Genomic DNA, 20571 nt, shown 5'->3' on the forward strand with positions numbered 1-20571 from the left:
TCTCGAACCTCACCGTTTTCGCTCGCCCCATGGCTCAATCATCGGGCCTTGATGCAAGAATAAGGGAAAAACCATGGCTTTTGCGACCCTGAACGGACTGAACGTCCATTACGAACTGATCGGCAATCCGAAGGCGAAGAAGCTGATCGTCTTTTCCAACGCGCTGGGCACGGATTTCCGCATCTGGCTGCCGCTCTTCGACGAACTGCCGGACGAGGCCTCGGTGCTGCTCTACGACATGCGCGGCCATGGCCTGACCTCCGATCCCGGAACGCCCTTTACCATCGATGATCTGGCCGACGATCTCATCGCGCTTGTCGAACACCTGAAAATCCGCCAGCCGATCTTCTGCGGTCTCTCGGTCGGCGGTCTCGTCGTGCAGGCGCTCGCCGTGAAGCGCCCCGATCTGGTGAAGAAGCTGATCGTCGCCCATTCCGCCGCCAAGCTTGGCGATGCCGAAACCTGGAATGCCCGCATCGAGACGATCCGCAAGGGCGGCCTTGCCGCCATTTCCGAAGCCACCATGCAGCGCTGGTTCACGCCGGATTTCCACCGCAGCCATGCGGCAGAAATCGCCGGCTACCGCACCATGCTGGAGCGCCAGCCGGTGGACGCCTATATCCGCATGGCGGAAGCGATCCGCGATGCGGATTATCGCGGGCAGGTGAAGGACCTGAAGCTCCCCACCCTCTTCCTCGCCGGCGATCAGGATGGCTCCGTTGCCGCTCAGGTGGTGGAGGACACGGCCGATCTCGTGGAAAATTCGGCCTATGAAGTGCTGGAAAATGCCGCCCACATCTCGCCCGTCGAAGAGCCCGAACAGCTCGCCGCCCTGATTTCGGATTTCATCCGGAACTGACGAACAGAAACGCGCGGCGGATCAGTCCGCCGCGCCGGGCCGTCGATAGCGGGCCCGTATTGCCGCGATTGCTTCCTCGCTGGCAAAGTCTCCACGATCCGCTTCTGCAATGCCGGCATCGATTTCGAGACCGATGAAAAATTCGACGATCGCCTTTTCCGCTTCCTCAAGACGGCCCGAATTGTCGATCGTCACCACGTCGAAATCGCCCTCGACCTCCAGGCTCGAACGATCGAGGCGGCGCAGGATGTCCTCGCGGCTTTCGCGGCCGCGGGCGGCGAGGCGTTCGGCGAGCACTTCGGGCCGGGCCGTGATGTTCAGCACCTTCAGCCGCGGAAAGGCCGCGCGGAAATGCGGAAGCGCCGAGCGCGAGCCATTGGCGATGACGAGCAGGCCCGCCTCCACCTGTTCCCTGGCCTCGGCCGGAATGCCGTAGGACAGCCCATGCGCCCGCCAGAAACAGGCAAAGGCGCCCGTCTGCCGGAGCCGTTCGAATTCCTCTTCCGTGACGGGCCGGTGGTCCTCGCCGCCCGCCTCTGCCGGTCTTGTGATCACCCGGCGCACGATGCGGACCGTTTCGGTCCCCGCGAAATGGCGGCGGACCGCATCGATCAGCGTGTCCTTGCCGGCCCCGCTCGGGCCGACCACGGCCACGAGCAGGCCGGCGGGGGAAGCCGGAGAAGAGCCGTCCATCACGCCACCCGCTTGCCCTGACGCCAGACGGAGCGCACGACGGGCACGTCGTCATGCCGCTCGACGCGGACGAGATCGGCGCGGAGCCCCGGCGCGATCCGGCCCCGGTCATGGAGATGGGCCGTGCGGGCGGGCGTCGCCGACACCAGCGAGATCGCCTTCGGCAGGTCGAGGCCCTCCACGGTATCTGCCAGAATGAAAGGCGCATGCAGCAGGCTGAGCGGCACATAGTCGGAGGACAGCACGTCGAGGAGACCAAGGGCGGCGAGATCGCTCGCGGCGATATTGCCGGAATGGGAGCCGCCCCGCACCACGTTCGGCGCGCCCATCAGCACGCTCATGCCCGCCTCGTGGGAGGCGCGGGCAGCCTCGATGCTGGTCGGGAATTCGGCCAATCGCGTGCCGTAGGAAACCGCCTCTTCCACATGGTCGAGCGTCGCATCGTCATGGCTCGCCAGCGCAATGCCCCGCTCCCGGCAGAAGGCGGCGAGCGCTTCGCGATGCGGCCGGGCGAACCGGTCGGAGGCCTCAAGCCGGCGCTTGACGTAATCGGCAAAGGCCTCGTCCGAAAGGCCCTTCGAGGTCTTGTAGTAGAAAATATACTGGTCCATCGTCTGGAACTGGCGCTGACCGGGCGCATGATCCATCAGCGAGACGAGGCGCACATTCGGGTCGGCCGCGAAATCCTCCACATGCTCGAGCACGTCTGAAGTCGAGACCTCGCAGCGCAGGTGCAGCAGGTGCTCGGCCCGCAGCCGCCCCTCGGCGGAAGCCTTCTGGATCGCATCCGCCATCTCCCGCATCTCGCCCTTCTGGAAGCCGGAATCGAGTTCCGCGCCCATGCGCAGGCAATCGAAGACCGTGGTGATGCCGGACGAGGCCACCTGTGCATCATGGGCCTGAATGGCGGCAGTCTTGTTCCAGCGAAGCCCGGCGCGCGGCGCATAGTGGATTTCCAGATGGTCCGTATGGAGCTCGACGAGGCCGGGGATCAGGTAATCGCCCTCCATGTCCTCGCCGGTCGCGGTGGATGTCTCGGAAATGTCGGCAATCTTCCCGTCGCGGATCAGCACCGATCCGGAAAGGATCGCGTCTTCCAGCACGATGCGGGCATTCTTCAGAACGGATTCCTGGGTCATTGAAAATCTCTTGTTGGATCAGGCAAGCGGGCAAAGCGCCCGAACGGTGAAATCGGCGCCACTTTCCGGCTCGTCGAAAAGGGCAAGGTGGGAAACGGTAAGCGGCTTGCCGATGAAGGCGCGGAAATGCCGCTTCAGGGCCTTATAGACATCCTCCTGCCGCTCGACCGGCACGGGTCCGGTCAGGCTCATGTGGAACTGGAACTGGTCGAAGACATAAGGATAGCCCCACTGGTCGAGCAGTTCCCGCTCGCGCGGCGAGAGGCGCTCCGGCCGGCGGCGGGCATAGTCGGCCTCGGAAAGCGGCGCACGAAACGGCTCGAAATCCGTCACCACAGCGCCGGCAAAGGTGGCGAGTGCTGCGCTCGGCTCGTCCTCGATCAGCGCGAAGAAGGGGCCGATGGCGGCCAGCGCAAGGGTGATCTCGAAAGCCTTGTGCTCGCCGGCAAATGTCTCGACGGCGGTTTCCAGTTCCGCGCTCGTCCGTCCCTCCGCCAGGCGGAAGGGCGCCTTGATCGTCGCGTGAAACCCGTAGCGACGCGGATCGGCGGTGATCGCCTTCCAGAAATCCGGCTCCAGCCCTGTCTCCGCGGGCGGATCCGTGAGCGCCGGACCGCCGAAGGCATCGCGGCCGAGCCATCTGACGGCAGCGCGCGTCAGGGGATGATCGGCGGGCGGAGCGACATAGAGGGCGTGGCGCAAGATGATCTTCCTTCCGGTGGAAGAGGGCGATTCGAACGGTTGTGAGTCTACATCGCTTTGGCGGAAGAAAATGACAGATTGATAACGACTGGGGACGATCCACCACTCTGGCCATTACTTATGGCGTTATGACTTGGTGTGTTCACCGTGCTTCTTAGACTTGCTTTTGGGCTCGAATAGATAGAGGCCTACCAAAGTCCAGAAACCGAAGACAGATGCGGTTGTCGTGGTGACGACCGCAATGAAAGGGCCATCGTTCATTCCTGTTCTGCCGGAGCTTACCACGCAGAGCTGAAGAATGGGAAAAAGTATGAGAAATGCGGCCCAGCACAAGGTGATAATGAAAGATCGATCTGCGTAGATTATACGCTCGCCCATGTCCTGTGCTCGTTCGCGACGGTCAAGATCATCCAGATCATCGATCGGATGCTTGAATATTGCTCCGTCTTCTTCTTGGCCATAGGGGTCTCTGTCAAGCCGAAGATTTTTGTCGTATTTGCTTTTTGGCGGATTCTTACGCCACAGGCGCAACCCCATTTTTCGCAGCCCTTATATCGTCAAAAGTTATTTCAGTACCCTTGGGCACAACATATTTTTCGCGTTCTGCTATTTCGCGCCAAGGTGTACCCGGCGCATGAGTCAGATTGGATAGATCGGCTCCCGAAAAATGGCCGAATCTTTCCCAAATTGCTTTCACGACTTTTTCCGATGTTTCATCAAGTTCGACAGGCTGTCCGCCCGACCAAAAGTCTATTTTGCTTTTGATAGGCTGGCTCTTCCAGATCTTGAGCCGATGATAAAGGCGGCTGAAGACCGGGCCATAGGGCCATACTTCAGGATTGCAATCCACAAGTGGTTCGCGATATCGACGGATTGAAAATTCGTGGGCCAGATACACCAGCTTTTGTATCTGCATATGGGTAAGACCCGCCTCCCCGGCGAGCTCGATGAACCGGTCAGCGATGTATTCCAGCTGATATGCCATCGTTTACTCCACCGTGAATCTGAAAGGCGGCTGGGAGGCCGCCTGTCGAAATTTCTAATATACAGTATCGGATCCGCTGCGGCTATTCAAGAGCAGCCTGCGATGTTGCCTCAATGGGCGGCGGACATGTCGCCCAGCACGTCCTTGGAGGCGACGGTGGAATCGGCGTTCAGCTTGTAGACCATCGGCACGCCCGTCGCGAGGTTGACGGAGAGGATCTGCTCGCGGTCGAGCCGGTCGAGCACCATCAGCAGCGAACGCAGCGAATTGCCATGCGCGGCCACCAGCACCTTTTCGCCGCGCAGCACGCGGGGCAGGATCTCGGTCATGTAATAGGGCCAGACGCGGGCGCCCGTATCCTTCAGGCTTTCCCCGCCCGGCGGCGGCACGTCATAGGAGCGGCGCCAGATATGCACCTGCTCCTCGCCCCATTTGGCGCGGGCATCGTCCTTGTTGAGGCCGGAGAGGTCGCCATAGTCGCGCTCGTTCAGCGCCTCGTTGCGGATCGTTTCGAGGTTCGGCTGGCCGATATTGTCGAGCACGATCTGGCAGGTCTTCTGGGCGCGCGACAGCGTGGAGGTGAAGGCGATGTCGAACTTCATGCCGTAATCGGCGAGCGCCTTGCCGCCGGCATTGGCTTCCTGAACCCCGAGCGGCGTCAGGTCCGGATCGCGCCAGCCGGTGAAGAGGTTCTTGAGGTTCCATTCGCTCTGCCCGTGACGGACAAGCACCAGAGTACCGCTCATTCGAAAATCTCCCTGATAGAGGATGTCATGCGTTGGAAAGCCCGAGCACGTCGAGCATGGAATAGAAGCCGGGCTTGCGGTCCATGCCCCAGAGGGCGGCGGTGACCGCGCCGCGCGCGAAGATCGAGCGGTCGCCGGCGCTGTGGGACATGGTCACCATCTCGCCCTCGCCGGCGAAATAGACCGTGTGCTCGCCGATGACCGAGCCGCCGCGCAGCGTCGCAAAGCCGATCGTGCCGGAGCCGCGCGGGCCCGTATGGCCATCGCGCACGCGCACGGAATGGGACGCAAGATCGATCTTGCGACCCCGGGCAGCGGCCTCGCCGAGCAGCAGCGCCGTGCCGGAGGGCGCATCCACCTTGTGGCGATGATGCATTTCGAGCACGTCGATATCCCAGTCGCGGGCAGGAAGGGCGGCTGCGGCCTGTTCGACCAGAACCGAGAGCAGATTGACGCCGAGGCTCATATTGCCGGATTTGACGATCCGCGCATGGCGGCCGGCGGCGCGGAACTTCTCCTCGTCGTCGCCCGAGCAACCGGTGGTGCCGATCACATGCACGATGCGGGCCTGGGCGGCGAGCCCGGCAAAGGTGACGCTGGCCGCCGGCGAGGTGAAATCGACCACGCCGTCCGCATGCAGGAAGGCGTCGAGCGGCTCGTCGCCGATGATCACGCCATTGGCCCCGAGCCCGGCGATTTCGCCCGCATCCTTGCCGATGAAGGGGGAGCCCGGCCGTTCGATGGCGGCATGCAGCACGGCGCCCGGCATGGCGTGGATCATGCGGATCAGCGTCTGGCCCATGCGGCCGGCCGCACCCGTCACGACAAGCTTCATATCCCGTTCCAAGCTCACGCTCCCTCCGTCTCGGTATCGTTGATCAGGCCGCCATCCGGCGCCTGCAGGCTGTGCAGGCGGGCATAGAGCCCGTTTGCCTTTTTCGAAAGGCTTTCATGCGTGCCCTCTTCCATCACGCGGCCATCCTGCATGGCCACGATCTTGTCCGCATGGATGACGGTCGAAAGGCGGTGCGCGATGACGACGACGGTGCGATGCTTCATCGCCTCTTCGAGCGCCTTCTGCACGGCGGCTTCCGAGGCCGTGTCGAGCGCCGAGGTCGCCTCGTCGAGAAGCAGGATGGGCGCATTGCGCACCAGCGCTCGGGCAATCGAAAGGCGCTGGCGCTGGCCGCCGGACAGCGTCACGCCGTTTTCGCCGACGGGCGTGTCGTAACCCTGCGGCTGGGCGAGGATGAACTCATGCGCATAGGCCAGCCGCGCCGCTTCCTCCACCTCCGCATCGCTCGCCTCCGGGCGGCCGTAGCGGATATTGTCGCGGATCGTGCCTTCGAACAGATAGGGCTGCTGCGAGACATAGGCGATGTGGCGGCGCAGCGACGCCTTGGTGATGCCCGCAATATCCTGTCCGTCGATCAGGATCTCGCCCACCGCCGGATCGTAGAAGCGGGGAATGAGGGCGATGATCGTCGATTTGCCGGCGCCCGAGGGGCCGACCAGCGCCGTCGTCTTGCCGCCTTCGGCGATCAGGTTCACGTCGCGCAGCACCGGCTCGCTGCCGGGATAAGAGAAGCTCACGCCGCGAAATTCGATGCGGGCTTCGGAAATCTTGAGGTCGGTCGCGCCCGGCTTGTCCTGCTGCTGCACGCGCATGTCGAGCAGCTCGTAGATCATCCGGGCATTCACCACGGCGCGTTCCAGCTGCGATTGCAGGCGGGCCAGCCGGCGGGCCGGGTCATAGGCCATCAGCAGCGCTGTCACGAAGGAGAAGAAGGCGCCCGGCGGCACATGGCCGTAGATCGACTGATAGGCCGCATAGGCAAGCACGCCCGAAATGACGAGGCCCGCAAAGCCTTCGGTCAGCGGCGCGGTGCGCTCGGAAAGGCGGGCAATGCGGTTGGCGCGGCTTTCCGCCTCGCCGATCACCCGGTTCAGCCGGTTGCCCAGCGCCTGCTCCATGGTGAAGGCCTTGACGATGGCAATGCCCTGCACGGTTTCCTGCATGGCGCCCAGCACGTGGCTGTTCAGCTCGATGGATTCCCGCGTCGCGGTGCGCAGCCGGTCCCCCACATAGCGGATCGCGAAGATCAGCGGCGGCGCGGTGACGAAGATGATCACCGTCAGCATCGGGTCCTTGGTCACCATCACGCCGAGAAGCGCAATCAGCGTCAGCACGTCGCGGGCAAGCGAGGTGACGGTCATGTTCAGCACGTCGCGGATGCCGGTGACGTTCTGGTTGATCTGGGCGGCCAGATGGGACGAGCGGGAGGCATTGTAGAAGCCGACCGAAAGCGTCATCAGCTTCTCATAGATGCGCCGCTGATAGCTGGCGACGATATTGTTGCCGATCTTGGACAGCGTCACCGACTGGCCGTAGGTGGCAAGCCCGCGCATCAGGAAGGCAACGAAGATCGAGCCGCAGATCAGCCAGACGCGGTTGGGGTCCGGATGCACGAAGGCGGTGGAGATCACCGATTCCATGATCCAGGCAACGAAGGCGGTAGTGAGCGCCATCAAGACCAGGCAGGAAATGGCGAAGACATAGCCCCGGAAGTGTTCCTTGCCGTTCTCCATGAAGATGCGGCGCATCACTTCCCGGTTGCTGGCCGTGCTGACGGCGGCCCTTTCCTGGTCCATTCGGTCGTTCAACGGGCTTCGAGCCTTCCCTGATCGCGTTCAAAAGTCGGGCGAAAAGCCCGTCAACCGGGCTCTATACCTTGATCTTGCCCGCCTCAAGGGAAAAGAGGGCAGGGCCGGCCTTCAAATCGGTTCAGCCTTTCCAGCGTCTTCCCTCGGTGCCAAGGCCGAAGCGGCTGGGCGTGCGGGCATAGGAGGCAAGGCCCGCAAGGGCCGCCATGGGATGGGTGACCACATAGGTGGGAATGCTGGCCATCATCGCCGAATGGGGCGCCTTGTCCTCGAAGCCGGCCCGGAATTCCGGGCTGCGAAGCGCCGGCAGGATCTTCTGCGAAATGCCGCCGGCGAGATAGACGCCGCCCCGCGCCATGAAGATCAGCGCCACATCGCCGGCGACCCGGCCGAGATAGGTGGCAAAGAGCGAGAGCGTTTCTTCCGCTGCCGGATCGGTCCCGTTGAGTCCCGCTGTCGAGACTTCTGCCGGATCGGTATAGCGGGGCGCCTTGCCATCCGCCTTGCAGATCGCCTGGTAGATGTTCACCATGCCCCGGCCACAGAGAAGCTGCTCGGCGGAAATGCGGCCCTCGATCGGCTCCAGATGCGGAAAGATCGCCCGGTCCCGATCGGTGCGCGGGCCGACATCGATATGGCCGCCTTCGCCCGGAACCGGGATCCAGGTATGTTCCGCGTGGATGAGACCGGCAACGCCGAGCCCGGTGCCCGGACCCAGCACGACGCGCGAGGCGGTCATCGCCTCGCCGCTCTGGCCGATGGGCTCCCGATGCTCGTCGGAAAGCGAGGCAATGGCCAGCGCCTGCGCCTCGAAATCATTGACGATCAGCACTTCCTCCAGCCGGAGATCGGCGATCATCTTCTTCGGGCGCACCACCCAGGGGCAATTGGTGAGCGGAATTTCCTCGCCGTTGATCGGTCCGGCAATGGCGAGGATCGCCGCGCGCGGCTGCAGGGAGGTCTTGTCCAGCACCCCCGCCTGGATCGCCTCGTCGATGGTGGCGAAATCCGCGGTCTGGATGATCGGGAATTCCTTCGGCTCGGCATAGACATCGACGAGGATCGAGAAGCGGGCATTGGTGCCGCCGATATCGCCGATCAGGATCGGAAAGGGCAGGGGATGGCTGTAATTGGTGTTCCTGGGCATGTCCGGTCCGTCAGTTCGTGTTTTCGGTTGCGGCGAGGCTTCGCACGAGAATTTCCGCGGTCGCGATATTCAGCGCCATCGGGATGTCATAGACGGTGGCGAGCCGGGTCAACGCCTTGACATCGACATCATGGGGCAGGGCGGACAAGGGGTCCACCAGAAAGATCAGCATGGAGACGTCGCCGGTCGCGATCAGCGCGCCGATCTGCTGGTCGCCGCCAAGCGGGCCGCTCTTCAGCCGCAGCACGTCGAGCGAAGGGCAGGCCTCCAGCACCCGCCCGCCCGTCGTTCCGGTCGCCACGATGGAATGCGGCTTCAGCAAGGCCTCGTTGCGGCGGGCAAAGGCCGCCATGTCATCCTTCTTCTGATCGTGGGCGATCAGGGCGATATAGGGCACGTCAGCCATGTGCAACCATCAATCCGGCGTTTTAAATCGATTTATCGCTCTTATAACATGTCCTGAAGCTTGGAAAGTGCCAAAGCGCGGCAAGGCCCGTCAGGGATGCGGGAAGGGGTAGGGGCCGAATTCCGGCAGCGACGGATAATCGGCACCGGGAATGATGCCCGGCTGCGGCGGCTCTTCGGAAAAGGCGGGCTCCGGGGCTGCGGTTTCTGCAAAGGCCGTGGCTGTCGAGCCGCCATAGGTGGCGGCCGCCATGGAGGGCACGGACGGCGCTTCCAGAACCGTCGTGCAGGCCTTTGGCAGCTGCGACAGCAGGATCGGCCGCGGCTTCGGGGCGGGCTTGTTGGGGTCGGGTTTGGTCTGCGCCCAAGGTTCCTTGGTGAACCACCAGGCGAGCTGCTTGCCACAGCCGTCCCCGTCCGGCACGGGGTCCTGCGCCTTGCAGCCGACCGCGCCCGGCGGGCAATGCATGCGGATGTGGAAGTGGTAGTCATGCCCGTAATAGGGCCGCACCTTGCCCAGATTGGTGCGGTCGCCGGTCCAGGTATCGCACAGCTTCTTCTTGATCGCCGGATTGACGAAGATGCGCTCCACCTGCGGATAGCTGGCCGCGCGCATGATCACCGCCGCATGGGCGGGCGTCCACACAGTCTTGTCCACGGTGAGGAAGGCATTCGGCTTCAGCATGGAGCGCGCGGAAATGTTTTCCCGCTCCGCTGCCGAGAGGGTGCGGGACGGCATGGGCGTCAGCCAGATATCCGCATCGAGCCCGATCTGGTGCGAGGCGTGGCCGCTCTTCATCGGCCCGCCGCGCGGCTGCGACATGTCGCCGAGCAGCAGCCCCGGCCATCCGTCATAGCGGGCGGCATCCTGCGACAGCCGCTCGATGAGGGCTACCAGCTGCGGATTGCCCCAGCGCCGGTTGCGCGACAGGCGCATCGCCTGCCAGGTCGGCCCATCGGTGGGAATGGCGACCGCGCCGCTCAGGCAGCCCTTGGCATAGAAACCATAGGATTGCGCGGCACCGCGATTGGGAAGCTGGACGGCGCCGAACAGGTCCTTGGCCACGCCGTCGGCCCGGGCGGGAAGCGTATCGGCCAGGACAAGGCCGGCGGCGACCGCCAGAAGGGCGCCCCTTCGGGCAAGGACGGAAAGGCGGCGGAGAATAGATGACGTCATGGATCGGTTCCGGTCGTGGTGCCCATCGCGCGAATCGCTTCGGGGCGAGCCTATCTTTAACCGCGGGAAAGGCAAAAGCATGATGGCCCGTTCCGCTGCCCGCGGTGGAACCGTGGGGTCGAATGATGGCCTGCGACCATCGCGCCGGGCTTACTTTGGCTTTCGTATTCGTCTATTTTGATAGTAGAAAAAAACTATTATCAACTAGATAGGATAAGACATGCGGTCTTGGGTGGGGCTTCTTCTGGCGGCGGCTTTGGCCGCGGGTCCGGTTTCGGCGGGCGCGGCAGAGCCGGATTTCGTGCCGGGCGTTTCCAGCACGGGCGATCCTGCGAAATACAAGGCAGGCTTTGCCCGCTTCGATTACGTCAATCCGGACGCCCCGAAGGGCGGGGATGTCACCCAGGCGGTGATCGGCACCTTCGACACGTTCAATCCGCTGCTGGCCAAAGGCGACGTGGCAACCGGCACGTCGCTGGTCTTCGAGACCCTTTTGAAAAGCGCGCTCGATGAAGTCACCACGTCCTATGGTCTGCTGGCCGAAGGCGTATCCGTGCCGGCGGATCTCTCCTCCGCCACCTTCCGCCTGCGCAAGGAGGCGAGATTCGAGGACGGCTCCCCGGTCACGCCGGAGGATGTCATCTTTTCCTTCGAGAAGGGCAAGGAGCTCAATCCGCAGCTCTTCGTCTATTATGCCCATGTGACCAAGGCCGAGAAGACCGGCGAGCGCGACGTCACCTTCCGCTTCGACCAGACCGGCAACAAGGAACTGCCGAGCATTCTCGGCCAGTTTCCGGTGGTGCCGAAGCACTGGTGGGAGGGCAAGGATGCCAAAGGCAATCCGCGCGACATCGGCCGCACGATCCTGGAACCGGTGATGGGCTCCGGGCCTTATCGCATCGCGGCCTTCCAGCCGGGCGCGTCGATCCGCTACGCGCTCAGGGACGATTATTGGGGCAAGGACCTGGCCGTCAATGTCGGCCAGAACAATTTCCGGACCATGAATTTCATCTATTTCGGCGACAAGGACGTGGCGTTCGAAGCCTTCCGCTCCGGGCAGCTGAACTTCTGGGTGGAGAACAAGGCCCTGCGCTGGGCCAAGTCCTACAATTTTCCGGCCTTCAACGAGGGAAAAGTCAAGCGCGAGGAAATTCCCGACCGGGATTCCGGCGTGCTGGTCGGCTTCCTGCCCAACATGCGCCGGGACATGTTCAAGGACCAGAAGGTGCGTCAGGCGCTCAATCTGGCCTATGATTTCGAGGACATGAACCGCACCCTCTTCTTCAACCAGTATAACCGCATCGACAGCTTCTTCTTCGGCACCGAACTGGCCTCGAAGGGCTTGCCCGAGGGGCGCGAGCTGGAAATCCTCAACGAGGTCAAGGACAAGATCCCCGCCTCGGTCTTCACCACCCCCTACACGAACCCGGTCGCCGGCAAGCCGGATCTCTTCCGCAACAACCTGCGCAAGGCGGTCGGCCTGCTGAAGGAGGCGGGCTACGAGATCCGCGCCGGCAAGATGGTGAACACGAAGACGGGTGAGCCCTTCCGCTTCGAGATCCTGCTCGACGATCCCACCTTCGAGCGCGTCTCCCTGCCCTTCGGCCAGGCTCTCGGGCGGATCGGCATCGATGTCCGCGTACGCACCGTCGATGCCGCGCAATATACCAACCGGGTCCGCAGCTTCGACTATGACATGATCTATGGCGGCTGGGGCCAGTCGCTCCATCCCGGCAACGAGCAGGCCGAATACTGGGGCTCGGACGCGGCAGGCCGGCAGGGGTCGAAGAACTATACGGGCATCGCCGATCCGGGCATCGATGCGCTGATCCGCAAGGTCATCTTTGCCGGGACCGGCGACGAGCTGAAGGCCGCCACCCGCGCGCTCGACCGGGTTCTGCTCGCTCATGATTTCGTGGTGCCGACCTATACGCTGCGTGCCAACCGCATCGCCTACTGGGAGCAGCTGGTGCGTCCGGAAAAGCTGCCCGACTACGGGATCGGCTTCCCCGATATCTGGTGGTCGAAGGCGGCGGTGAAATAGGCGGACCGGCAGGAATGTCTTGCTTTGCCGCATTCGCCCGCTACGAAATGCTGAGGACAGGGCGAATCGGCGGAGCAAATTCCGCCAGGCAGGGGACAGATCGATGGCTGTGACGAACGTGGAAGGCGGGCGCTGATGGGTGGCTATATCCTCCGGCGTCTGCTGCTGATGATCCCGACCATCGTCGGCATCATGGCCATTTCCTTCGCGGTCATCCAGTTCGCGCCCGGCGGGCCGGTGGAACAGGTCATCGCCGACCTGACGGGTCAGGGCGACAGCGCCGACCAGCGCCTGAACGGCGGTGGCGGCGACCTGCTGAACCAGCAGGAAGCCTCCTCCGAAATGAACGCCAAGTATCGCGGCGCGCAAGGCCTCGATCCGGACCTGATCGCCAAGCTGGAAAAGCAGTTCGGCTTCGACAAGCCGCCGCTCACCCGCTTCCTCGACATGATGTGGAACTACATCCGCTTCGATTTCGGCGAGAGCTTCTTCCGCAACACCTCCGTCATCGACCTGATCGCCGAGAAGCTGCCGGTCTCGATCTCGCTGGGCGTCTGGATTCTTCTGATCTCCTACGCCATTTCCATTCCGCTCGGCATCCGCAAGGCGGTCAAGGACGGCACCGCCTTCGATATCTGGACCTCCGGCATCGTGATCATCGGCTATGCGGTGCCCGGCTTCCTCTTCGCCATCCTTCTTGTCGTGCTCTTCGCGGGCGGATCCTTCCTCGACTGGTTCCCCTTGCGCGGCCTCGTCTCGGACAATTTCGCCGAGCTCAGCTGGTGGGAAAAGATCATCGACTATTTCTGGCACCTGACGCTGCCGCTGATCTCGCTGTCGCTCGCCGCCTTCGCCACGACGACGCTGCTGACGAAGAATTCCTTCATCGACGAGATCAAGAAGCAATATGTGACGACGGCCCGCGCCAAGGGCCTGAACGAACGGCAGGTGCTCTACGGCCATGTCTTCCGCAATGCCATGCTGATCGTCATTGCCGGCTTTCCGGGGGCCTTCATCTCCGCCTTCTTCACCGGCTCGCTGCTGATCGAGAACATCTTCTCGCTCGATGGCCTCGGCCGCCTCGGCTATCTCTCGGTGGTGAAGCGCGATTACCCGATCGTCTTCGCCACGCTCTACATCTTCTCGCTGATGGGCCTCATCGTCGGCCTGATCTCCGACCTCATCTATACCTGGATCGATCCCCGCATCGACTTCGACCGGAGGGATGTGTGACCATGGCCACCGCCTCTTTCGAACCGGAAGCACGTGCGCCCGAGGCGCCGCCGCGGCGCGGCCTGCTCTCGCCGATCAACCGCCGGCGCTGGGAGAATTTCAAGGCGAACCGTCGCGGCTACTGGTCGCTCTGGATCTTCCTGGTTCTCTTCGTGCTGAGCCTGCTCTCGAACGTGATCGCCAACGACCGCCCGCTCCTCGTCTCCTACAAGGGCGAGTTTCTGGTGCCCGTCCTCGTCGATTATCCGGAAGAGAAATTCGGCGGCTTCCTCGCCGAAACCGATTACCGCTCGGACTATATCGCCGAGGAGATCAACGCCAATGGCTGGATGATCTGGCCGCCGGTGCGCTATTCCTACCAGACGGTCAATTCCAACATCCCCTATTCCGCGCCCACCGCCCCCTTCTGGACCATGACGCAGGAGGAACGCTGTGCCGGCTATCCGCAAGGGGTGGACGATCCCGGCTGCACGCTCGGCAACCTCAACTGGCTCGGCACCGACGACCAGGCCCGCGACGTGGTGGCGCGCATGCTCTACGGTTTCCGCATTTCCGTGCTCTTCGGCCTGATCCTCACCCTCTGCTCGGCCGTCATCGGCGTCACGGCGGGGGCGATCCAGGGCTATTTCGGCGGCTGGACCGACCTTCTGCTGCAGCGCGTGATCGAGATCTGGTCCTCGATGCCGGTGCTCTACATTCTGCTGATCATTGCCGCGATCCTGCCGCCCGGCTTCTTCGTGCTGCTCGGCATCATGCTGCTCTTTTCCTGGGTCAGCTTCGTCGGCATCGTCCGCGCCGAGTTTCTGAGGGCGCGCAATTTCGAATATGTCCGCGCGGCCCGCGCGCTCGGCGTCAACAACCGCACCATCATGTGGCGACACCTGCTGCCGAATGCCATGGTGGCGACGCTGACCTTCCTGCCCTTCATCCTCTCGGGCTCGATCGCGACGCTGACTTCGCTCGACTTCCTCGGCTTCGGCATGCCACCGGGCTCGCCCTCGCTGGGAGAACTCATCGCCCAGGGCAAGAACAATCTCCAGGCCCCCTGGCTCGGCCTCACCGCCTTCTTCACCATGATGACCATGCTCTCCCTGCTGATCTTCATCGGCGAGGCCGTGCGCGATGCCTTCGACCCCCGCAAGACCTTCCGGTGATGCAATGAGCGGGGTTCGGCGCTATAATGGGCCTATTGTCACGCGACCGGAGACGAGGTCATGAACAGGATCGTGCGGAAACACTACCCGGTGTCGAAACTCCCCGAAGACTTGAGGGAGGGTCTTACTGACGGTGCCGAAGTCATGGTCACGATCGAAGTAACGGGCATGCGCACCCGGCCCGATGCCCCGCAGGGACCCCGCGCGCCCAAGTCCGCTGACGAGCTCCGCGACTCCATCCGGCGCTACAAGACATCACCCGCGTTTCAGGAAGCGACGGACGATCCCGTCGAGCGCATCCGCGCCCTGCGCGATGAATGGGATGATCGATGAGGATCTATCTCGATGCCAACATATTCATTCACGCGATGGAGAAGCTTGACCCGGTGGCAGGCCGGCTCGAAACCTTGATTCTGGCGGAGATGCCCCGCGCGGGAATCCTTGTTACCGCCGAACTCACGCTTTCCGAACTGCTGGTGAAACCCTATCGGGAGCAGAATGCTGCCCTGATCCAGCAATACGAGGATCTCCTGACAGATGGCGGGTTGATTTCCGTCTGCCCTTTGACGCGAGACATCTATCGGCTTTCGGCGCATCTGCGTGCCCGCAACAAAGGCCTGAAACTGCCCGATGCCCTGCATCTGGCTGCCGCTGCGGCTGTCGGCTGCAGCCATTTCCTCACGGGGGATCAGGGCATCCGGGCAAGCCAGCTGGAGGCAGACGGGATGGATGGCATGAGCGATCTCACCGTTATCCGCCCCGACATCCCCACCCTTGACGCCCTCCTGAAAAGTCTGGATTCATGACCGAACCGCTTCTTTCCGTCCGCGATCTGTCGGTGGCCTTCCATCAGGGTGGCAAGACGTCGCTTGCCGTCGACCATGTCTCCTTCGATATCGCCCGGGGCGAGGTGGTGGCGCTGGTCGGCGAAAGTGGATCGGGCAAGTCCGTCTCGGCCAATTCGATCCTGAAGCTGCTGCCCTATCCGGCCGCGAGCCATCCGTCCGGCTCGATCCTCTTCAAGGGACAGGACCTGCTGTCCGCCGATGACGAGGCGCTGCGCGCCGTGCGCGGCAATGATATCACCATGATTTTCCAGGAGCCGATGACCTCCCTCAATCCGCTGCATACGATCGAGCAGCAGATCGCGGAAATCCTCGCGCTCCACCAGCAGATCGATGGCGCGGCGGCCCGGAGCCGCATTCTCGAACTGCTCAATCAGGTGGGAATTCGCGAGCCAGAGAAACGGCTGAAGGCCTATCCGCACGAACTGTCAGGTGGCCAGCGCCAGCGCGTGATGATCGCCATGGCGCTCGCCAACCGCCCGGAACTGCTGATCGCCGACGAACCGACGACCGCGCTCGACGTGACCGTGCAGGCGCAGATCCTCGAGCTTCTGGCGAAGCTGAAGACCGAGCACGGCATGTCCATGCTCTTCATCACCCACGATCTCGATATCGTGCGCAAATTCGCGGATCGCGTCTGCGTGATGACCAGGGGCAAGATCGTCGAGGCGGGGCCTGTCGAGGATATTTTCGAAAACCCGCAGCACGACTATACGCGCCATTTGCTCGCCTCCGAGCCGAAGGGCGAGCCGCCGGTTGCCGATCCCTCCAAGCCCGTCATCATCGAGGGCCAGAATGTGAAGGTCTGGTTCCCGATCAAGGCCGGCTTCCTGCGCCGGGTCGTGGATTACGTGAAGGCGGTCGATGACGTGAGCGTCAAGCTGCGCGCCGGACAGACGCTCGGCATCGTCGGCGAGAGCGGTTCCGGCAAGACGACGCTGGGGCTGGCGCTCACCCGCCTCATCTCCAGCGAAGGGCGCATCGCCTTCGTCGGCTCGGATATTCATCAATATTCCTTCAAGGCCATGCGGCCGCTGCGCCGCCACATGCAGATCGTCTTCCAAGACCCCTATGGCTCGCTGAGCCCGCGCATGAGCATCGCCGACATCATTGCCGAGGGTCTGGCCGTCCACGAACCCAGCCTGAGCGCAGACGCCCGTGATCAGCGCGTGGCGGAGGCGCTGGTGGAGGTGGGGCTCGACCCCGCGACCCGCTGGCGCTATCCGCACGAATTTTCCGGCGGCCAGCGCCAGCGCATCGCCATTGCCCGCGCCATGGTGCTGAAGCCCCGCTTCGTCATGCTGGACGAACCCACATCCGCCCTCGACAAGAGCGTGCAGGCGCAGGTGGTGGATCTTTTGCGCGACCTGCAGGCGAAGCACGATCTCGCCTATCTCTTCATCAGCCACGATCTCAAGGTGGTGAAGGCGCTCGCCAATGACATCGTCGTCATGCGGGCCGGCAAGGTGGTGGAGCAGGGCCCCTCGGCCGCCCTCTTCGACGCGCCGCAGGACCCCTATACCCAGAAGCTGCTCGCCGCCGCCTTCGACCTCAAGGTCGTGAAGACGGCCTGACGCAACGCCAGATTTGGAATCCCGAACCATGACCAGCCCCGTCGTCATCGACCTGAAATTCGATCCCGAAAGCGTGGTTGCCGCGCTGAAGGCGGCCTTTCCGGGCCGCGAGACGATCAACATGGCCGATCCCGCCAATCGCGGCCGCGATCTGTCCGGCATCGCCTATGCCGTCTGCTGGAATCCGGATCACGATCTCTTCGCCCGCATGCCGGACCTGAAGGTGATCTTTTCGGGGGGCGCGGGCGTCGACAAGATCCTCGCCATTCCGACCCTGCCGAAGCACATCCCCATCGTCCGCTTCGTCGACGATACGCTGACCAACCGGATGAGCGAATATGTGCTGCTGCAATGCCTCACCCATCTGCGCCAGGTCGGCACCTATCAGGCCATGCAGAAGCGGGGTGAATGGCGCGAACTTGTCCAGCCGGAGGCGGCCGACCTCACCGTCGGCATGATGGGGCTCGGCGTGCTCGGCCTCGATGCGGCGCGCAAGCTGAAGATGATGGGTTTCCACGTCATCGGCTGGTCGCGGACGAAAAAGCACATCGACGGCATGGAAACCTACGATGCCGCCGGCCTCGATGCCTTCCTCGGCAAGACCGATATCCTCGTCGGCCTGCTGCCGCTGACGGCGGAGACGACCGGCCTCTACAATCAGGACCTCTTCGGCAAGCTCCGGCAGGGCGGCGCGCTCGGCAAGCCGGTCTTCATCAATGCCGGCCGCGGCAAGAGCCAGGTGACGGCGGATGTGATTGCGGCGATCCGGGGTGGCGTCCTTCTCGGTGCCTCGCTCGATGTCTTCGAGGAAGAGCCGCTGCCGGCGGATCACCCCGCCTGGGGCGTCGCGGAGATCATTCTCACCCCGCATGCGGCGGCGGCCTCCGACGAGCGGGCGCTGTTCCGGGCGGTAGAGCGCCAGATGGCCCGTTTCGAAGCGGGGGAAGCCCTTCACAATTTGGTTGACCGGACCGTGGGCTACTGATTTCCGGCTGGTGCGCCGGACGGAAATTCACCGAACGAGACTGGACATTCCTGTTCAGGTTTCCAATAAGATCGATTTAGAAAGTGCTTCAGGGCCATGACGGCTTGCCAATTCGAGAGGCGTGAACAGGCGCCGGAGTGTTGCCATGACCAAGACCGATATTGCGAGCCGCGTCTATAATCACACCTGGAAGCTCGACCCGATCATTCGCAGCCTGATCGACACGGATTTCTACAAGCTCCTGATGTTGCAGATGATCTGGAAGCTTTATCCCGAGGTCCATGCCACCTTTTCGCTGATCAATCGCACCACCTCGGTGCGCCTTGCCGACGATATTGACGAGCAGGAGCTGCGCGACCAGCTCGATCACGCCCGCTCGCTGAAACTGACCAAGAAGGAAGCGATCTGGCTGGCCGGTAACACCTTCTATGGCCGCAACCAGATTTTCGAACCGGAATTTTTGGCCTGGCTCGCCGCCTTCCGCCTGCCGGAATACGAGCTTTACCGGGAAGACGGGCAGTTCGTCCTGAATTTCCACGGCCGCTGGGTGGAAACCAGCATGTGGGAAATCCCGGCGCTGGCCATCATCAACGAGCTGCGCTCGCGCGCCGCCATGAAGCATCTCGGCCAGTTCACGCTCGACGTGCTCTATGCCCGCGCCAAGGCCAAGATGTGGAGCAAGGTGGAGCGGCTGCGCACCCTGCCGGGCTTGCGGATTTCCGATTTCGGCACCCGTCGCCGCCATTCCTTCCTCTGGCAGCGCTGGTGCGTGGAGGCGCTGAAGGAAGGCATCGGCGAGGCCTTTACCGGCACCAGCAACGTCAAGCTCGCCATGGACAGCGATCTGGAAGCGGTCGGCACCAATGCGCATGAGCTGCCCATGGTGGCGGCTGCCCTTGCCACCAACGATCGGGAACTGGCCGCCGCGCCCTACAAGGTCCTGCAGGACTGGAACCGGCTTTATGGCGGCAACCTGCTGATCGTGTTGCCCGATGCCTTCGGCACCGCCCATTTCCTGAAACATGCGCCCGACTGGGTGGCCGACTGGACCGGCTTCCGCCCGGACAGCGCCCCGCCCATCGAGGGCGGCGAGAAAATCATCGACTGGTGGAAGTCGAGGGGCAAGGACCCGCGCGACAAGCTGCTGATCTTCTCCGATGGCCTCGATGTCGATGCGATCATCGCCACCTACCGTCACTTCGAAGGACGGGTGCGCATGAGCTTCGGCTGGGGCACCAACCTCACCAATGATTTCGCCGGTTGCGCGCCGGCCGAAAATGCCGGGCTGAAGCCGATCTCCATCGTCTGCAAGGTGACGGATGCCAATGGCCGGCCCGCCGTGAAGCTCTCCGACAATCCCAAGAAGGCGACCGGCGATCCGGCTGAGGTGCAGCGTTACCTGCGATTCTTCGGCACGGAAGATCAGGTGGTTCAGGAAGTCACGGTCTGACAGGGAATTGTAAAGTAGGGAGATATAAAGTAATCATGCGGGCCTGAGCGGGAGGCCTTCATGAAGATCTATGTCATCGGAAATCTCGAAATCACCGATCTCGACCGTTTCCTCGTCTATTCCCGCCGTGTGCAGGCGCTTCTCGCCGAATGGGGCGGCCGCTTCCTCGTGCGCGGTGGCGAGCACCAGACCATCCAGGGCGACTGGCAGGCCCACCGGCTGATCGTGATCGAGTTTCCCTCCCGGGAGGTCTACGACCTTTTCAATGCCAGCGAAGCCTATCAGGCGATCATCCCCATCCGCGAGGCATCAACCCGTGGCAGCCTCGTCGTCGTCGAGGGCGTGCCGGAGGCCGCGTGACCGTCAGCCGAGAAAGGCGCGATAGCTCTCCGGCTTGAAGCCGACGAGGCTTTCCCCCGTATCCTTCACCAGCACGGGGCGCTTGATCATCGAGGGATTGGCGAGCATGAGGCGGATCGCCTTCTCCGCATCCAGGTCTTGTTTGTCTTCGTCCGGCAGCGCCCGGAAGGTCGTGCCGGCCCGGTTCAGCACGGTTTCCCAGCCATGGGCCTTCACCCAGCCGGAAAGCACCGCCGCGTCGATACCGGAGACCTTGTAGTCGTGAAAGGCCGCCTCCTTGCCCTCGCCGGCCAGAAAGGCGCGGGCCTTCTTCATGGTGTCACAGGTCTTGATGCCGTAGATGGTGAGAGACATGGGCGCAGGATCCGTCGATGGTGTGTTCAGGAAAGCCCCCCTCATCCGGCGAACC

General features: G+C 63.1%; 22 protein-coding genes. 10 read left to right on the plus strand and 12 right to left on the minus strand.

The features are described from left to right. Positions 1 to 73 precede the first annotated feature (73 nt). On the plus strand, positions 74 to 859 hold the full coding sequence (pcaD, locus tag ACT54B_RS06180; RefSeq protein WP_476043662.1) for a 3-oxoadipate enol-lactonase: 786 nt from the start codon (positions 74 to 76) through the stop codon (positions 857 to 859). A 21-nt stretch (positions 860 to 880) separates the two neighbouring features. Here pcaD and phnN read toward each other — a convergent pair whose 3' ends face one another. The 11 genes from phnN to mepA all read right to left on the minus strand — a co-directional run bounded on the left by phnN (position 881) and on the right by mepA (position 10517). Next, positions 881 to 1552, minus strand: coding sequence for a phosphonate metabolism protein/1,5-bisphosphokinase (PRPP-forming) PhnN (gene phnN, locus ACT54B_RS06185; RefSeq protein WP_476043663.1), 672 nt, complete (start codon positions 1550 to 1552; stop codon positions 881 to 883). Beyond that, a complete protein-coding gene (locus tag ACT54B_RS06190) occupies positions 1552 to 2691 on the minus strand; it encodes an alpha-D-ribose 1-methylphosphonate 5-triphosphate diphosphatase (RefSeq protein WP_476043664.1) in 1140 nt (379 codons plus the stop codon). Before ACT54B_RS06190 ends, phnN begins: the two co-directional genes overlap by 1 nt. A gap of 18 nt (positions 2692 to 2709) precedes the next feature. Beyond that, positions 2710 to 3393 carry a DUF1045 domain-containing protein gene (locus ACT54B_RS06195; RefSeq protein WP_476043665.1) on the minus strand — a complete coding sequence of 228 codons (684 nt, stop codon included), beginning with the start codon at positions 3391 to 3393 and terminating at the stop codon, positions 2710 to 2712. Between the two features lie 126 nt (positions 3394 to 3519). Continuing rightward, positions 3520 to 3930 (minus strand): hypothetical protein, encoded by a 411-nt coding sequence (locus tag ACT54B_RS06200; protein WP_476044833.1) that lies wholly within the window; start codon positions 3928 to 3930, stop codon positions 3520 to 3522. Then, positions 3908 to 4378 (minus strand): Panacea domain-containing protein, encoded by a 471-nt coding sequence (locus ACT54B_RS06205; RefSeq protein WP_476043666.1) that lies wholly within the window; start codon positions 4376 to 4378, stop codon positions 3908 to 3910. The genes ACT54B_RS06200 and ACT54B_RS06205 overlap by 23 nt, the downstream gene beginning before the upstream one ends. A 110-nt stretch (positions 4379 to 4488) precedes the next feature. After that, the gene (locus ACT54B_RS06210) at positions 4489 to 5124 is read right to left on the minus strand and encodes a 2,3-bisphosphoglycerate-dependent phosphoglycerate mutase (protein ID WP_476043667.1); all 636 of its coding nucleotides are present in this window, start codon (positions 5122 to 5124) and stop codon (positions 4489 to 4491) included. Positions 5125 to 5149: 25 nt separating this feature from the next. Further along, entirely contained in the window at positions 5150 to 5959 is an 810-nt protein-coding gene (gene dapB / locus ACT54B_RS06215) for a 4-hydroxy-tetrahydrodipicolinate reductase (RefSeq protein WP_476044793.1), read from the minus strand. A 14-nt stretch (positions 5960 to 5973) separates the two neighbouring features. Then, complete coding sequence (locus ACT54B_RS06220; RefSeq protein ID WP_476043668.1) at positions 5974 to 7776, minus strand: ABC transporter ATP-binding protein; 1803 nt, start codon at positions 7774 to 7776, stop codon at positions 5974 to 5976. 133 nt (positions 7777 to 7909) lie between these two features. After that, on the minus strand, positions 7910 to 8935 hold the full coding sequence (locus ACT54B_RS06225) for a glucokinase (RefSeq protein ID WP_476043669.1): 1026 nt from the start codon (positions 8933 to 8935) through the stop codon (positions 7910 to 7912). 10 nt (positions 8936 to 8945) lie between these two features. Then, entirely contained in the window at positions 8946 to 9341 is a 396-nt protein-coding gene (locus ACT54B_RS06230) for a methylglyoxal synthase (RefSeq protein ID WP_476043670.1), read from the minus strand. 90 nt (positions 9342 to 9431) lie between these two features. Continuing rightward, positions 9432 to 10517, minus strand: coding sequence for a penicillin-insensitive murein endopeptidase (gene mepA / locus ACT54B_RS06235; RefSeq protein WP_476043672.1), 1086 nt, complete (start codon positions 10515 to 10517; stop codon positions 9432 to 9434). Positions 10518 to 10737: 220 nt separating this feature from the next. On the opposite strand from mepA, the gene ACT54B_RS06240 reads away from it, so the two are divergent. From ACT54B_RS06240 to ACT54B_RS06280, 9 genes are all read left to right on the plus strand, one after another. Next, positions 10738 to 12561, plus strand: coding sequence for an extracellular solute-binding protein (locus ACT54B_RS06240; protein ID WP_476043673.1), 1824 nt, complete (start codon positions 10738 to 10740; stop codon positions 12559 to 12561). 135 nt (positions 12562 to 12696) lie between these two features. Then, a complete protein-coding gene (locus tag ACT54B_RS06245; protein ID WP_476043674.1) occupies positions 12697 to 13794 on the plus strand; it encodes a microcin C ABC transporter permease YejB in 1098 nt (365 codons plus the stop codon). A gap of 2 nt (positions 13795 to 13796) precedes the next feature. Next, a complete protein-coding gene (locus ACT54B_RS06250; protein WP_476043676.1) occupies positions 13797 to 14948 on the plus strand; it encodes an ABC transporter permease in 1152 nt (383 codons plus the stop codon). 60 nt (positions 14949 to 15008) lie between these two features. Further along, positions 15009 to 15281, plus strand: coding sequence for a hypothetical protein (locus ACT54B_RS06255; RefSeq protein ID WP_476043677.1), 273 nt, complete (start codon positions 15009 to 15011; stop codon positions 15279 to 15281). After that, positions 15278 to 15754, plus strand: a complete 477-nt coding sequence (locus ACT54B_RS06260) for a type II toxin-antitoxin system VapC family toxin (protein ID WP_476043678.1) — start codon at positions 15278 to 15280, stop codon at positions 15752 to 15754. The genes ACT54B_RS06255 and ACT54B_RS06260 overlap by 4 nt, the downstream gene beginning before the upstream one ends. Beyond that, positions 15751 to 17367 carry an ABC transporter ATP-binding protein gene (locus ACT54B_RS06265; protein WP_476043679.1) on the plus strand — a complete coding sequence of 539 codons (1617 nt, stop codon included), beginning with the start codon at positions 15751 to 15753 and terminating at the stop codon, positions 17365 to 17367. The genes ACT54B_RS06260 and ACT54B_RS06265 overlap by 4 nt, the downstream gene beginning before the upstream one ends. Positions 17368 to 17395: 28 nt before the next feature. Beyond that, positions 17396 to 18352: a 2-hydroxyacid dehydrogenase gene (locus ACT54B_RS06270; protein ID WP_476043681.1), complete on the plus strand. Its 957-nt coding sequence runs from the start codon at positions 17396 to 17398 to the stop codon at positions 18350 to 18352. Positions 18353 to 18497: 145 nt separating this feature from the next. Continuing rightward, positions 18498 to 19802: a nicotinate phosphoribosyltransferase gene (gene pncB, locus ACT54B_RS06275; RefSeq protein WP_476043683.1), complete on the plus strand. Its 1305-nt coding sequence runs from the start codon at positions 18498 to 18500 to the stop codon at positions 19800 to 19802. Positions 19803 to 19862: 60 nt separating this feature from the next. Continuing rightward, positions 19863 to 20162: a DUF1330 domain-containing protein gene (locus tag ACT54B_RS06280; protein WP_476043684.1), complete on the plus strand. Its 300-nt coding sequence runs from the start codon at positions 19863 to 19865 to the stop codon at positions 20160 to 20162. 3 nt (positions 20163 to 20165) lie between these two features. Here the strand turns inward: ACT54B_RS06280 and ACT54B_RS06285 are convergent, their stop codons facing one another. Continuing rightward, positions 20166 to 20516: an ArsC family reductase gene (locus ACT54B_RS06285; protein WP_476043685.1), complete on the minus strand. Its 351-nt coding sequence runs from the start codon at positions 20514 to 20516 to the stop codon at positions 20166 to 20168. Between the last annotated feature and the right edge of the window lie 55 nt (positions 20517 to 20571).

Source organism: Gellertiella sp. DMC107 (assembly GCF_056313605.1).